12 protein-coding genes are annotated in these 14,136 nt (G+C 67.2%); 10 read left to right on the top strand and 2 right to left on the bottom strand.

Annotation, left to right across the window (positions count from 1 at the left end; genetic code table 11):
* The first annotated feature begins 166 nt into the window (after nucleotides 1–166).
* Together miaB and OG874_RS21145 are read left to right on the top strand one after the other, a co-directional pair.
* Entirely contained in the window at nucleotides 167–1,720 is a 1,554-nt protein-coding gene (gene miaB, locus OG874_RS21150; protein ID WP_330256846.1) for a tRNA (N6-isopentenyl adenosine(37)-C2)-methylthiotransferase MiaB, read from the top strand.
* Nucleotides 1,717–2,451, top strand: coding sequence for an Rv2732c family membrane protein (locus tag OG874_RS21145; protein ID WP_330256845.1), 735 nt, complete (start codon nucleotides 1,717–1,719; stop codon nucleotides 2,449–2,451). Before miaB ends, OG874_RS21145 begins: the two co-directional genes overlap by 4 nt.
* 122 nt (nucleotides 2,452–2,573) lie before the next feature.
* Here the strand turns inward: OG874_RS21145 and OG874_RS21140 are convergent, their stop codons facing one another.
* Nucleotides 2,574–3,992: a DUF349 domain-containing protein gene (locus OG874_RS21140; RefSeq protein WP_330256844.1), complete on the bottom strand. Its 1,419-nt coding sequence runs from the start codon at nucleotides 3,990–3,992 to the stop codon at nucleotides 2,574–2,576.
* Nucleotides 3,993–4,256: 264 nt separating this feature from the next.
* On the opposite strand from OG874_RS21140, the gene OG874_RS21135 reads away from it, so the two are divergent.
* From OG874_RS21135 to OG874_RS21100, 8 genes are all read left to right on the top strand, one after another.
* The gene (locus OG874_RS21135) at nucleotides 4,257–5,048 is read left to right on the top strand and encodes a hypothetical protein (protein ID WP_330256843.1); all 792 of its coding nucleotides are present in this window, start codon (nucleotides 4,257–4,259) and stop codon (nucleotides 5,046–5,048) included.
* Entirely contained in the window at nucleotides 5,045–5,962 is a 918-nt protein-coding gene (gene miaA / locus OG874_RS21130) for a tRNA (adenosine(37)-N6)-dimethylallyltransferase MiaA (protein ID WP_330256842.1), read from the top strand. Before OG874_RS21135 ends, miaA begins: the two co-directional genes overlap by 4 nt.
* Nucleotides 5,959–6,804 carry a TrmH family RNA methyltransferase gene (locus OG874_RS21125; RefSeq protein WP_330256841.1) on the top strand — a complete coding sequence of 282 codons (846 nt, stop codon included), beginning with the start codon at nucleotides 5,959–5,961 and terminating at the stop codon, nucleotides 6,802–6,804. Before miaA ends, OG874_RS21125 begins: the two co-directional genes overlap by 4 nt.
* A 26-nt stretch (nucleotides 6,805–6,830) precedes the next feature.
* The gene (gene dapF, locus OG874_RS21120; protein ID WP_330257362.1) at nucleotides 6,831–7,709 is read left to right on the top strand and encodes a diaminopimelate epimerase; all 879 of its coding nucleotides are present in this window, start codon (nucleotides 6,831–6,833) and stop codon (nucleotides 7,707–7,709) included.
* Between the two features lie 459 nt (nucleotides 7,710–8,168).
* Entirely contained in the window at nucleotides 8,169–9,632 is a 1,464-nt protein-coding gene (gene hflX, locus OG874_RS21115) for a GTPase HflX (RefSeq protein WP_330257361.1), read from the top strand.
* A gap of 103 nt (nucleotides 9,633–9,735) precedes the next feature.
* Nucleotides 9,736–10,635, top strand: a complete 900-nt coding sequence (locus tag OG874_RS21110; protein WP_330256840.1) for a lysophospholipid acyltransferase family protein — start codon at nucleotides 9,736–9,738, stop codon at nucleotides 10,633–10,635.
* A 45-nt stretch (nucleotides 10,636–10,680) separates the two neighbouring features.
* The gene (locus OG874_RS21105) at nucleotides 10,681–11,748 is read left to right on the top strand and encodes an alpha/beta hydrolase (protein ID WP_442943372.1); all 1,068 of its coding nucleotides are present in this window, start codon (nucleotides 10,681–10,683) and stop codon (nucleotides 11,746–11,748) included.
* Nucleotides 11,749–11,986: 238 nt separating this feature from the next.
* Entirely contained in the window at nucleotides 11,987–13,132 is a 1,146-nt protein-coding gene (locus OG874_RS21100) for an acyl-CoA dehydrogenase family protein (protein ID WP_330256838.1), read from the top strand.
* A 53-nt stretch (nucleotides 13,133–13,185) separates the two neighbouring features.
* Here OG874_RS21100 and speB read toward each other — a convergent pair whose 3' ends face one another.
* Nucleotides 13,186–14,124: an agmatinase gene (gene speB / locus OG874_RS21095; protein ID WP_330256837.1), complete on the bottom strand. Its 939-nt coding sequence runs from the start codon at nucleotides 14,122–14,124 to the stop codon at nucleotides 13,186–13,188.
* Nucleotides 14,125–14,136: the final 12 nt, after the last annotated feature.

The following is a 14,136-nucleotide window of genomic DNA, read 5'->3' as shown; positions in this document are numbered from 1 at the left end:
AAAACCTTAAGCGGAAAACGGCGATTTGCCCGGGTTTCGGCGACACACCGCCACGCCACGCCGAATCGACACGGGGATGTAACCGTCCGCCGCGAGTCACCGCGAGGCCTGGAGCCTGCGCCGATGCGCTGAAAACGCGCGTTGCCCAGCCCCGTACCCTGGATGGGTGGATTCGATCGGACAGGTGTTGTCTCGCGTACCTTCGGCCGAGGACGGCACCCGCAGTTACGAGGTCCGCACCTTCGGTTGCCAGATGAACGTGCACGATTCCGAACGCTTGTCGGGGCTGCTCGAGGATGCGGGTTATGTGAAGGCCGCGCCGGGTGCGACGGCCGATCTCGTCGTATTCAATACCTGCGCGGTGCGTGAGAACGCCGACAACAAGCTCTACGGCACCCTCGGCCACCTCGCGCCGATCAAGGCGGACCGGCCCGGTATGCAGATCGCCGTCGGCGGCTGCCTGGCGCAGAAGGACCGCGACACCGTCGTGCGCAAGGCGCCCTGGGTGGATGTGGTATTCGGCACGCACAACATCGGTTCGCTGCCGGTGCTGCTGGAACGCGCGCGGCACAACGCCGAGGCACAGGTGGAGATTCTGGAATCGCTGGAGGCGTTTCCGTCGAGTCTGCCCGCCAAGCGCGAATCCGCCTATGCCGGTTGGGTATCGATCTCGGTGGGCTGCAACAACACCTGCACGTTCTGCATCGTGCCGTCGCTGCGCGGCAAGGAGGTCGACCGCCGCCCGGGTGACGTGCTCGCGGAGGTGCAGGCGCTGGTCGATCAGGGCGTGCTGGAAGTCACGTTGCTCGGTCAGAACGTCAACTCCTACGGCGCGTCCTTCGCCGATCCCGACGAGGCGCGCGACCGTGGCGCGTTCGCCAAACTACTGCGCGCGGCCGGCCGGATCGACGGGCTGGAGCGGGTGCGCTTCACCTCGCCGCATCCGGCCGAGTTCACCGATGACGTGATCGAGGCGATGGCCGAGACGCCGAATATCTGCCCGCAGTTGCATATGCCGCTGCAGTCCGGTTCGGACCGGGTGCTCAAGGCCATGCGCCGCTCTTACCGCAAGGCGCGCTACCTCGGCATCATCGAGAAGGTGCGTGCCGCGATGCCGCATGCCGCGATCACCACCGACATCATCGTCGGGTTCCCCGGCGAGACCGAGGAGGATTTCCAGGAGACCCTGGATGTGGTGCGCCAGGCCCGGTTCACCAGTGCCTACACCTTCCAGTACTCCAAGCGCCCCGGTACACCGGCCGCGGATATGCCCGATCAGCTGCCGAAAGCCGTTGTTCAGGAACGCTATGAGCGGCTGATCGCGCTGCAGGAGGAGGTCTCCCTCGATGCGAACAAGGCGCTGGTGGGCACCGAGGTCGAACTGCTCGTGGCCGAGGGCGCGGGTAAGAAGAACGCCGCGACCGCCCGCATGAGCGGTCGCGCCCGCGACGGCCGGCTCGTGCATTTCCGTCCTGAAGGCGCGGCCGAGAAGATCCGCCCCGGCGACGTCATCACCGTCGACATCACCGATGCCGCGCCGCACCATCTGATCGCCGACGGTGCGATCAAGACCCACCGCCGTACCCGCGCGGGCGACGCCCACGAACGCGGCATCACGCCGAAGACCGAACCCATCGGCGTCGGCCTCGGTCTACCCCGCATCGGCGCCCCCGCACCGGAACCGGCCGCCTCGGGCTGCGCGACCGGTTGCGGCGCATGAGTGAGCGTGTCGGGGGAGCGAATCCGGAACCGGAGCCGGAGGACTCGGCGAGTACTACCGGACGTAGTGGGTCGGCTGCGGGTGCCGAAGGCGGTGATGGCACAGTGGACGCGGGCAACCACGGACCAGCCGAACGAAACGAGGGCTCAGTGAACTCGGTCGAGAGCAGCAACGATTTCGAGCAGTTCAAGGACGAACTCGATGCCGTCGAACGCCGCATCGCCGGCGAGATCGACCCGGGTATGCGCGCCATGGTGGTGGCGGGCGCGGTATTCCTGCTGCTGCTGTCGCTGGTGCTGCCGCACGCCGGTGGTGCGCGCGGGTTCGACGTGTTGCTCGGCACCGATGCCGCGCGCGCCGAGCACATCGGGCTGCCGTCCCGGGTGTTCGTCTGGTTCGCCGTCATCTTCGGCATCGGCTTCTCGCTGCTCGCGCTGATGACCCGCCGCTGGGTGCTCGCCTGGATCGCCGTCGCCGGTTCCGCCATCGGCAGCGTCTTCGGCGTGTTCTCCATCTGGCACCGCCAGACCCCCGGACTCGGCAACTACCACGGCGCGGGCCCCGGGTTCGGCCTGATCCTCGGCGCCATCGCCATCATCGTGCTGACATTCCACTGGATCCGCGTCGTGTGGAGCCGCACGGCGTTGCAGCTCGAGGCGGAAGAACAGCGCCGCATCGCCGCGGCGGCCGCCGAGGAACGTGACCGTCGCCGCCTCAGCGGCGATTCCTGAACGGCGCGATACATTCGCAGCCGCGTGCTCGGCTGACGCGGTGCGTCTGCGGGCTTACACCTCGAATAGTGAACAGCCGCACAGATTCTCATCGAGAACGTGTGCGGCTGCCGTCGTAGATATCAGCGGTTGCTGACCGCGCCCTCGGCGGCTTCGGCCCACTCGCGCCACTGCTTGGCCTGCTCGAGTGCCTTCTCCGCATCGCGCTTCTTGCCCGCGGCGGTTGCCTTCGCGGCCTGCTCCTCGAACTGCGCGACCCGCTCGCGGAACTGCGCGGCCCGGGCCATGGCCTCGGGGTCGGTGCGTCGCCACTGCGCGTCCACCGCATCGCGGACCCGCTTCTCGATGGTGCGCAGTTTGCCTTCCAACTCCTGGATGCGTTCGCGCGGCACCTTGCCGATCGCGTCCCACCTGTCCTGCAGGTCACGCAGCGCGGCGCGCGCGGCGTCCAGACCATTGGCCGGATCGATGTGCTCGTAGTGGTGCAGCAGTTCTTCTTTGGCGGTCGCGTTGTGCTCGAATTCGGCGTCACGCTCGGAGACGGCGGCGTTGCGCGCCGCGAAGAACACGTCCTGGGCGCTCTTGAACCGCCGCCACAGCGCCTCGTCGGCCTCGCGCGGCGCTCGGCCCGCGGCCTTCCATTCGGCGAGCAGATCGCGGAACACGCCCGCGGTGCCGACCCAGTCGGTGGAGCCGGAGAGTTCCTCGGCACGCACACACAGCTCTTCCTTGCGCGTCTTCGCGGCCGCCCGTTCCCGATCGAGTTCGGCGAAGTGCGCGCCACGGCGTCGGTTGAAGGCCTCCCGCGCCTTGGAGTAGCGCTTCCATAGCGCGTCGTCGACCTTGCGGTCCACCCCGCGGATGGACTTCCACTCGTCGAGGATCTCGCGCAGCCGATCACCCGCGGCCTTCCACTGGGTGGATTCAGTGGCGATCTTCTCGGCCTCGGCGCACAGCGTTTCCTTGCGTTCGGTGTGCTCGTGCCTGGTCTTTTCCTTCTCCTCCTTGGCGTGCGCGGCCGCCTCTTCGGAGTGTTCGGCGATGGCCTGCAGTCGCCGCGCGAGTCCGTCGATATCACCGATGACCGCCGCGGTGGGCAGTGATTCGGCGATGGCGACCGCGGCGGCCTTGGTCTTGCGGGCATCCGCGCCCGCGGCCAAGCGCGCTTCGAGCAGTGCCACCTCGGTGGCCAGATCGTCGAAGCGACGGCCGAAGTGCGCCAGGCCCTCGGCGGCGTCACCGGCCTGCCAGGAACCGACCACGTGTTCGCCATCGGCGGTCTTCACCCAGGCGGTGCCGTCGTCGTCGACGCGGCCCCACGCGCTGGGATCGCTGGCGCTCGGGACGGCGACCGGATGCGGATGTTGCGCGGTCGGACCCGGCATCGCATGCGGCTTGGGGTGGGCCGTCGGGCCGCCCGGTTTGGGGGCCGCGGCGGGTTTCGGGGCGGCGGAAGGTTTCGGGGCGGCGGCCTTCGGGGCATCCGAGGGAGGCGGCGTGCTGCCGGGGGTCGCTTTCGCCGTTCCGTTGCTCTCGCTCATTGCTCCTCGTCCCTGCCGCGCGTCACGGCTGCCTGGTTACGCCCTAGCTCATTCCATTGAACCCGGTCCGCGCCCTGTAAACCATCGATCAACGCCCTCCCACGGATGATTCACAGGGAAATCAACCCGTGATGACCTGGGTTGTAGCACCTCGAACACTATCAATCTCGGCCAAGTTTGCGGCAGAGACACTCGAAGCCGGACCTTCTAGGCGCGAGAGCGGCAGTGTGTATCGCTGCTTCGGCGAACGACTACGGTTACGACGTGTTCTCCATCGCGGCCCTGGTCCCGTCGCCGCCGATCCTGGTGCCCGAGCTCTGCGGCGATCTCGCGCACGCGGCCGGGGCGGATTCCGGCGACGCTCCCGCCGTGCTGCGCGCGGCCGCGTTGACCGCAGTCGGCGCATTGGCCGCAACGGCTCGGCACTGGACGGTCATCGGTGTCGGCGCGGATGTCCAGGTCATGCGGCCGGACGCGGTCGGCACCTTTCGCGGTTTCGGCGCCGATGTCCAGGTCGCGCTGTCCGAGGACGCGCTGTTGCGCGCGCGACACATGCCCGGCACAGCGGATCCGCAGCAGCCGCTGCCCGCTCTGATCGCCGGGTGGTTGCGTGGGCAGGTCGCGCCGGAGGCGGTGGCATCGATGACGCTCGTCGCCGCCGATACCCCGGCCGATAAGTGCGCCCGGATCGGCGCGGAGTTGCGTACCACCCTGGACAGCTCTTCGGAGCCGACAGGCGTTCTGGTGATCGCGGACGGTGCCGCGACGCTGACGCTCGGGGCACCGGGCTATCTCGACGAGCGCGCCGCCGATGTGCAGTCGGCGCTGGACCGCGCGCTTGCCGCGGGCGATACGGCCGGACTGCTGGCATTGGATCCGGAATTGTGTGCTGAATTGGTGCTGTCCGGACGCGCGGCCTATCAGGTACTCGCCGGATTGTTCACCGCCGATCCGCAGGCCCCTTCCGTCGAAACCCTGTACCGCGATGCCCCGTTCGGCGTTGGGTATCAGGTGAGTGTGTGGCGTCCGAATCGGTCGAGAGGTGACGGGTTGTGATCACTCCCGTCGCCGTCGTCGGCCCCACTGCCAGCGGCAAATCCGACCTCGGACTCGATCTCGCCGAACGACTCGGCGGCGAAATCGTGAATATCGACGCGATGCAGCTCTATCGCGGTATGGACGTCGGCACCGCGAAACTCCTTCCCGCGCAACGCCGTGACATCGCGCACCACCAGCTCGATGTCCTCGACGTGACCGAAACCGCGACCGTCGCGGCCTACCAGGCCGCGGCCAGCGTGGACGTGCGCGAGATCATGGCGCGCGGTCGCACCCCGGTCATCGTGGGCGGCTCGATGATGTACGTCCAAGCGCTGCTCGATGATTGGGAGTTCCCGGCCACCGATCCCGCGGTCCGCGCGCGCTGGGAGGAATTGCTGACCGAGCGCGGCGTGGTGGCGGTGCACGAGGCGCTGAAGCAGGCCGATCCGGCGGCCGCCGCGACCATTCTCCCCACCGACGGCCGCCGCATGGTGCGCGCACTCGAGGTTGTCGAACTCACCGGTCGCCCGTTCGCGGCCTCGGCGCCCGCCATCGGAAGACCGCGCTGGGACACCGTGATCATCGGCGTCGACCGCGCGACGGCCGAACTCGACGCGCGCATCGAACAGCGGACCGCGCTGATGTTCGATGCCGGTCTCGTCGAAGAAGTGCGCGGTCTCATCGACAAGGGTCTGCGCGACGGTGTCACGGCGCGCCGGGCGATCGGCTACGCACAAGTCCTGTCGTACCTGGACAACGAATACGACCTGAACCATGCACAGGAACGCACCCTGATCGGCACCCGGCGCTACGTCCGGCGGCAGCGCTCGTGGTTCCGCCGCGATCACCGGGTGCGTTGGGTGGACGGCGCCGATCCCGACCTGGTCGCGACCGTGCTGTCCCTGCTCGAGAAGGAACGGACGCCGCAGTGACACGTCGTGTGAGTACCCGCAATGCCTCCGTTCAGGTCTGGCAGGCGTACCTGAACAACCGCACCAAGCGGCACCGCGACGGTCGTTTCCTGGTGCAGGGCGTGCGTCCGATCACCCAGGCGATCGCCAACGACTGGCCGCTCGAGACGATGCTCTATCGCCTCGGCACGCCCGACCTGTCGAGTTGGGCGCGGGAACTACTGGACACCAGCGGTGTGCAGCAGGTCGGTCTGGTGCCGGAGCTGATGGCCGAACTCGGCGAAAAGTCCACCGGCATACCGGAATTGGTCGCGGTCGCGATCTCCCGGCAACCCGAGCTGGACACCTTCGAACCCGGTGAACCCGGTGACGCGGCACCACCGGTGGTGGTCGTGTTCGACCGTCCCAACTCGCCGGGCAATCTCGGTACGCTCATTCGCTCGGCGGACGCGTTCGGCGCGAGCGGCATCATCGTGTCCGGTCACGGTGCCGACCAGTACGACCCGCAGGCGGTGCGCGCGTCCACGGGTTCGCTGTTCGCCATGCCGGTATTCCGTGCCGCCGGGACCGCGCAGGTGGTCGAATTCCGCGACCGGCAGGTCCAGCGCGGGATCCCGACCCGCATCGTCGGCACCGATGAGGACGGCGCGCACGCGGTCTTCGACTACGACTTCACCGAAGCGACCATCCTGGTCGTCGGCAATGAGACCAGCGGTATGAGTGCGGCCTGGCAGGAGGCCTGCGACGACATGGTCTACATCCCGATGGGCGGCACCGCCAGCTCGCTCGGGGCGCCCTCGGCCGCCGCGGTGGCGTTGTACGAAATTTCGCGGCAGCGGCGAACGTTGGTCAGAGGACGATGAGCAGGGAGAATGCAGGCGTGGCTGATATCGAGTTCAGCAAGGGGCACGGTACCCAGAACGATTTCGTGGTGCTGCCCGATCCGCAGGTCCACTTGGATCTGACCCCGGACCGGGTCGCCGCGCTGTGCGATCGCCAGCGTGGACTCGGCGCCGACGGTGTGCTGCGGGTGGCGCGTGCGGGTGCGCTGCGGGATGCGGGTGTGCTGACCGAGATTCCCGAGGGTGTCGCCGAGTCCGACTGGTTCATGGACTACCGCAACGCTGATGGCTCGATCGCGGAGATGTGCGGCAACGGCACGCGAGTCTTCGCCCACTATCTGGCGGCGCAGGGGCTCGAATCGCGTGCGGACTACGTCGTCGGCAGCCGGGCCGGGGCTCGTCCGGTCACCGTGCACGCCGGTGACACGGTCCATGGCGAGGTGACCGTCGGTATGGGCGAGGTGCGCGAGCTGGGCTCGTCCACCGCGACCATCGGTGGCTGGGCGTTCCCCGGTATCGGCATCGATGTCGGCAACCCGCATCTTGCGTGTGTCGATTCGTCGCTGTCCACCGACGCGCTCGCCAAACTCGACCTCTCCGTGGCCCCCGGATTCGATCCGGACCTGTTCGCGCACGGTGCCAACGTCGAAATCGTGACCGGTCTGGTCGACGGCTCGGTCGATATGCGCGTCTACGAACGCGGCGTCGGCGAAACCCGTTCCTGCGGAACCGGAACCGTCGCCGCCGCGGCCGCCGCCCTGGCCGAAACCGGTTTCCGCATCGCCACCGATACCGGCGAGGTCCGCGTTCGCATCCCGGGCGGCGAAGTGACAGTCCGCCTCGCCGACGGCTCCGCCTGGCTACGCGGCCCCTCGGTCCTGGTGGCCTCCGGCCACATCGCCGCCGACTGGTGGCACAGCCTCTGAGGGGCGTCGCTCGACCGCTGAAGCCAGCCGCGCCCGACCGTGTTCGCAGGCTCAGTGAGCGCCTCGCACGGGCTGCAACGTCTGCGAGGCGCTCACTGCTTGTGCGGGAGTCCGGTGTCTGGGCTGGGCCTGCCGAGATGGCGGGCTTGCGGAGCCGCTGGCTGCGGGGATGCCGGAGCTGATGACACGCTCAGGTGACATAGGGCATGCGGATGGTCCGAGTTCTGCGGGGATCGCGTCGGTTACCTCAGGGAACTGGGTGGACGGGTGTCGCCCGGTGTTCGCCCTGCGAATATCCGAATGCGCGGGGTCGCCACAACGTGGGACGATGGACCCTGTATGACGAAACATGAGACGTTTGAATTCACCCCGTCGGCCGACGACAGCGAATTTTTCGATGCCGCTGATGACGCCACCGTCGAGGACAATGGCGACGTAGTGGCCGAGCACAAGGCCCGGATGAAACGTTCGGGTTGGACCGCTGATCCCACGGTCGGCGAGATGCAGCTCGACGAACGTAGCTCGCTGCGTCGTGTCGCGGGCCTGTCCACCGAGCTCACCGATATCACCGAGGTCGAGTACCGGCAGCTGCGCCTGGAACGGGTCGTACTGGTCGGGGTCTGGACCACGGGCACCGCCACCCAGGCCGAGGTGAGCATGGCCGAACTGGCCGCACTCGCCGAGACCGCGGGTTCGGAGGTCCTCGAAGGACTGATCCAGCGCCGTGACAAGCCGGACCCGGCGACCTACATCGGTTCCGGTAAGGCCGACGAACTGCGCGCTGTAGTGCTCGAGTCCGGCGCCGACACCGTGATCTGCGACGGTGAACTGACCCCGGCGCAGCTGACCGCGCTGGAGAAGGTCGTGAAGGTCAAGGTGATCGACCGGACCGCGCTGATCCTGGACATCTTCGCCCAGCACGCCACCTCCAGTGAGGGCAAGGCGCAGGTCGCGCTCGCGCAAATGGAATACATGCTGCCGCGACTGCGTGGCTGGGGTGAGTCCATGTCCCGGCAGGCCGGTGGTCGCGCGGGCAGCAACGGCGGCGTGGGTCTGCGTGGTCCCGGTGAGACCAAGATCGAGACCGATCGTCGCCGCATCCGTGAGCGAATGGCCAAGCTGCGTCGCGAGATTCGCGAAATGAAGACCGCACGTGACACCAAGCGGTCGCGCCGCAACTCCAGCGGCATCCCGTCGGTCGCGATCGTCGGCTACACCAACGCAGGCAAGTCCAGTTTGATGAACGCGCTGACCGGCGCGGGCCTGCTGGTCCAGGACGCGCTGTTCGCCACGTTGGATCCGACCACCCGCCGCGCCGATCTGGACGACGGCCGCGAGGTCGTGTTCACCGACACCGTCGGTTTCGTGCGACACCTGCCGACCCAGCTGGTCGAGGCGTTCCGGTCCACCCTGGAGGAGGTCGCCGGCGCGGATCTGCTGCTGCATGTGGTCGACGGCTCCGACACGCTGCCCGCCGAACAGATCAAGGCCGTCCGCGAGGTGATCACCGATGTGATCAAACAGTCGGGCACGTCCGCGCCGCCGGAACTGTTGGTGGTCAACAAGATCGACGCGCTCGACCAGATGGAGCTCACCCGGCTGCGCGCCATGCTCCCCGACGCGGCCTACGTCTCGGCGCACAAGGGCACCGGCATCGCTGAACTGCGTGAGCGCCTCGCCGAAGTGCTCGGCGGCCTGGACGTCGAGATCAGCGTGCTGCTGCCCTACACCCGCGGCGATCTGCTCGCCCGCATCCACGCGGACGGCCGGATCACCACCTCGGACCACGAGGAGGCTGGCACCCGCGTCCGCGCTCGCGTCCCGCACGCGCTGGCCGCGGCCCTGTCGCAGTACGCGCACGCGGGCGGTTCGTCGCACACCAACGGCACGGGCTCGCCCGAGACCGATGGTGGCTCCCACTGACCTGCTCGGCTTCGAGCGACTGGCAGCCGGTCGCCGTGAGAGGCGGAGGAGCACAGGCGATTTCGTTGCGCTATCGTCATCGAATCGACATCAGGAGGGTTCCATGTCGCATGACCACTCCGGTTCGGCCGATTCCGGTGATCGGCTGGCCGGTGATTCGCCGCGTGCCGCTGCGGTGCTGAGTGATGGTGCACCACTGTCGGTTTCGCTCACCGATACTGATATGCGGGTGCTCGACACCCTGTTCGCGCCGTTGCGTGCGTGGACGAGTCCGCGGTTCTACGGCCTGGAGAACATTCCGGCCGAGGGTCCGGTATTGCTGGTCGGCAACCACAACCTGATGGGCGGCATCGATGCGCCGCTGCTGCTGCCCGAGGTGCTGCGCCGTCGCGGCCGACTGATCCGCGGGCTCGCCGAGAACGTGCTGATGAACGTGCCAGGCATCCGCCAACTGCTGCACCACTTCGGCACCGTGCGCGGCAACCGCCGCAATTGCCTCGCGCTGCTGGCTCGTGGCGAGGCCGTCATCGTCTTTCCGGGTGGCGGTCGCGAAGCGGTGCGCCGCAAGGACGAAAAGTACGTGCTCAAGTGGGAGGGCCGCTCCGGCTTCGCGCATATGGCGATCGAGGCGGGCGCGCCGATCGTGCCGGTCGCGATGATCGGCGTCGACGACGCCTACGACATCGTCGTAGACGGCGACCACCCGGTCATGCGGCCGCTGCGCTGGGCCGTAGAGGCGCTCGGCCTGAACCGGGAGCTGACACCGCCGCTGATTCGCGGCGTCGGCCCGACCGCCATCCCGCGCCCCGAGCGCTTCTACTTCTCCGCCGGTGCGCCGATCGACCCCTCGCCGTGGCGCGACGCGGTCGATAAGCACGCCGCCGCGGTGGAATTGCGTGACGTAGTGCACAAGGAACTCGAGGAGGAACTGAAGTTCCTGTTCAGCGAGCGTGATCGGGATCCGGGCCGCACACTCTTCGGCAGGCTGCGCGGTCTGTTCTGAGTCTGCTCTCAGTAAATTGCCAGTAACTCTCCTTACCTTGGCCGAATGGCTGGAACGAGAGTGCGAATAGCGGCAGTAGCGGGTGTAGCAGCAGTTTTGGTAGGTTTTCCAGCCGCATCGGGCGGCTTCCTCGCGTCCGCGGTCAGCTCCATCGATCCGGTCGTCTCCACCGGCAAATTGCTCGCGTCGTCGCGCTCGTCCGACGGCTCCTTCGTCGCCGACGTGTCGGTACGGGACAAACGCAACCTGACTCTGCAGGTGTACTCGGCCGCCATGGACAAGAACGTCGAGATCCAGGTGCAGCGCCCCGCCGACACCTCCGTCCCGCGCCCCACCCTGTACCTGCTCAACGGCGCGGGTGGCGGCGAGGATTCGGCGACCTGGCAGGCGCAGACCAACGCCGCGCAGTTCTTCGACGACAAGAATGTGAATGTGATCACACCGGTCGGCGGCAAGTGGAGCTACTACACCGACTGGCGTGCGCCGGATCCGGTGCTCGGCGTGAACAAGTGGAAGACATTCCTCACCGAGGAACTGCCACCGCTCATCGACAGCGGGCTCGGCACCGATAGCACCAACGCGATCGCCGGCCTGTCGATGTCGGGAACATCGGTGCTGCAACTGCCGATCGCCTCGCCCGGCCTGTACAAATCGGTCGCCGCCTACAGCGGTTGCGCGCAGATCAGCGATCCCATCGGCTACAACTTCGTCAATACGGTGGTCGCGGCCGGCGGCGGCGATTCGGCGAATATGTACGGCCCGCAAGGTGATCCGATGTGGGCCGCGAACGACCCGTACGTGCACACCGACCAACTCCGCGGCCTGAACCTGTTCATCTCCGATGGCAGCGGCATCCCCGGCCAGTGGGACACCCTCAACGGCGCGCACGCACTACCCGGTGTCGGCGGCCTCACCAACCAGGTCGCCGTAGGCGGCGCGCTCGAAGCCGCGACCAACTACTGCTCGCACAACTTGCAGAACAAGCTCAACCAACTCGGCATCCCCGCCACCTTCGACTTCCAACCCACCGGTACCCACTCCTGGGGCTACTGGCAGGACGCACTGAAAGCATCCTGGCCCGTGCTGGCCCAGGGGCTGGGCCTACCAGCCTGAGCCTCCCAAGTCAGGCGGAGTGATCACCATGCGCTGGTGCAGGCGAACGTCGGCCCTGCATCAGCGCATTCTCGTCGGTGTTTGTCGGGAATCTCGATTGGATTGCCAGGTTGAGGGTGCTGGGGCAGGTGGGGGAAGGATTTTTGGGGCAGAAGTGAACGATGGTTCTCGTTGCGGGTACCGTGTGAGGGAACGACGGGTCGGTGTGGACCGGCCGTGTGGTCACTAGGAGGTTGGCGTGCAGCGCACACTGTTCGAACCCGAACACGAGCTGTTCCGGGAGTCGTTCCGCAAGTTTCTCGATCAGCACGTCGCGCCGAATCACGCGAAGTGGGAAGAGCAGGGCATCGTCGATCGCGATGTCTGGCTCGAGGCCGGTAAGCAGGGATTTCTGGGCATGGCCATGCCGGAGGAGTACGGCGGCGGCGGGGTGAAGGACTTCCGCTACAACGCGATCGTCGCCGAGGAATCCGTCCGTGGCCAGTACTCCGGCCTCGGCTTCGCCCTGCACAACGATGTGATCGCCCCCTACCTGCACGAGCTGTCCAACGAGGAGCAGAAGCAGCGCTGGCTTCCGGGCTTCTGTTCCGGCGAGATCATCACCGCCATCGCGATGACCGAACCCGGCACCGGCTCCGACCTCCAGGGCATCAAGACCCGCGCGGTCCGCGACGGCGACGACTGGATCCTCAACGGCGCCAAGACCTTCATCACCAACGGCATCAACTCCGATATCATCATCGTCGTCGCCCAGACCGACCCCGAAAAGGGTGCCATGGGCTTCAGCCTCCTGGTCGTCGAGCGCGGCATGCCCGGTTTCGAACGCGGCCGCAACCTCGACAAGCTCGGCCTCAAGGCGCAGGACACCGCCGAACTGAGCTTCACCGACGTCCGCGTCCCCGGACGCAATCTGCTCGGCACCGAGGGCATGGGTTTCATCCACCTGATGAACAACCTTCCGCAGGAACGCCTCTCGATCGCCGTCATGGCGGCCGCGGCCATGGAATCCTGCCTGGACATGACCATCCAGTACGTCCGCGACCGCAAGGCCTTCGGCAAGCCCATCGGCGCGCTGCAGAATACGCGCTTCGTCCTCGCCGAACTCGCCACCAAGACCACCGCCGTGCGCGTCCTGGTCGACCGCTTCATCGAAGATCTGAATGCGGGTCGCCTTTCCGTCGAAGACGCCGCCATGGCCAAGTGGTGGAGCACCGAGGAACAGGTCGCGCTGATCGACCGCTGCCTCCAGTTGCACGGTGGCTACGGCTACATGAAGGAATACCCCATCGCGAAGGCCTATATGGACGCCCGCGTCCAGACGATCTACGGCGGCACCACCGAGATCATGAAGGAAATCATCGGGCGTTCACTGAAACTGTCCTGATCCCAGTCGATTTCGACGTCGGCCGGGGCGCATACCGCGTCCCGGCCGGAGTTTCAGGTCCGCATCGCCATGGCGGAGAGCAGTTCGTATCCGACATGGGCGGCGGCGATACCGGTGATTTCGGCGTGGTCATAGGCGGGGGAGACCTCGACGATGTCCGCGCCGACAAGTTCGACATCGCTGAATGCGCGCAGCAGGTAGAGCAATTCGCGACTGGTCAATCCGCCCGCCTCGGGGGTGCCGGTGCCGGGGGCATGTGCGGGGTCGAGCACGTCGATGTCGACCGAGACATAGACCGGGCGGTCGCCGATCCGCGCCTTCATCCGCTCGACCGCCGCTGTGACACCGTCGATTTCGATTTCGGGCGCGGTGATCGTCGAGAAGCCGAGCATCCGGTCGTCGGCGAGGTCGCCACGACCGTAGAGCGGTCCGCGCGTGCCGATATGCATGCTCGCCTCGCGGTCGATCAGCCCCTCTTCCGAGGCGCGCCGGAACGGGGTGCCATGGGTGTAGGACGCACCGAAATACGTATCCCAGGTATCCAGGTGCGCGTCGAAATGTACGACCGCGACCGGTCCGTGCCGCCGTGCCACCGAGCGCAGCAGCGGCAGTGCGATGGTGTGGTCGCCGCCGATCGTCAGCAGTCGCGCACCGGTGCCGGTGAGCGCGTCCGCGCCGTATTCGATTTCGGAGATCGCCGCATTGATGTCGAATGGATTGCAGGCCAGGTCACCGGCATCGGCGATCTGCAGCGCGTCGAACGGGGAGATATCGAGTGCCGGATTGTAGGGGCGTAACAGCTTCGACGAGGTGCGCACATGACCCGGGCCGAGTCGGGCCCCTGGTCGGTAGCTCACGCCGGTGTCGAACGGAACGCCGATGATGGCGATATCGGTCGCGGTGACCTGATCAATGCGCGGCAGTCGTGCGAAGGTCGCCGGGCCGCCGAAGCGGGGGATGACGGTCGCATCGACAGGTCCGACAGTGGTCATTGTCGAATGCTC

Origin of the sequence: Nocardia sp. NBC_00565, assembly GCF_036345915.1 — a bacterium.
Lineage (GTDB): Bacteria > Actinomycetota > Actinomycetes > Mycobacteriales > Mycobacteriaceae > Nocardia.
Note: the sequence above shows the minus strand (reverse complement) of the source record. Positions and strands in the feature narration are given on the sequence as shown.

Bases quoted from the DNA above. Each gene is read 5' to 3' on its own strand.
- speB (WP_330256837.1), bottom strand. From the start codon at position 14,124: ATGACCACTGTCGGACCTGTCGATGCGACCGTCATCCCCCGCTTCGGC.
- OG874_RS21145 (WP_330256845.1), top strand. From the start codon at position 1,717: ATGAGTGAGCGTGTCGGGGGAGCGAATCCGGAACCGGAGCCGGAGGAC.
- OG874_RS21110 (WP_330256840.1), top strand. From the start codon at position 9,736: ATGTCGCATGACCACTCCGGTTCGGCCGATTCCGGTGATCGGCTGGCC.
- OG874_RS21140 (WP_330256844.1), bottom strand. From the start codon at position 3,992: ATGAGCGAGAGCAACGGAACGGCGAAAGCGACCCCCGGCAGCACGCCG.
- hflX (WP_330257361.1), top strand. From the start codon at position 8,169: ATGAAACGTTCGGGTTGGACCGCTGATCCCACGGTCGGCGAGATGCAG.
- OG874_RS21105 (WP_442943372.1), top strand. From the start codon at position 10,681: ATGGCTGGAACGAGAGTGCGAATAGCGGCAGTAGCGGGTGTAGCAGCA.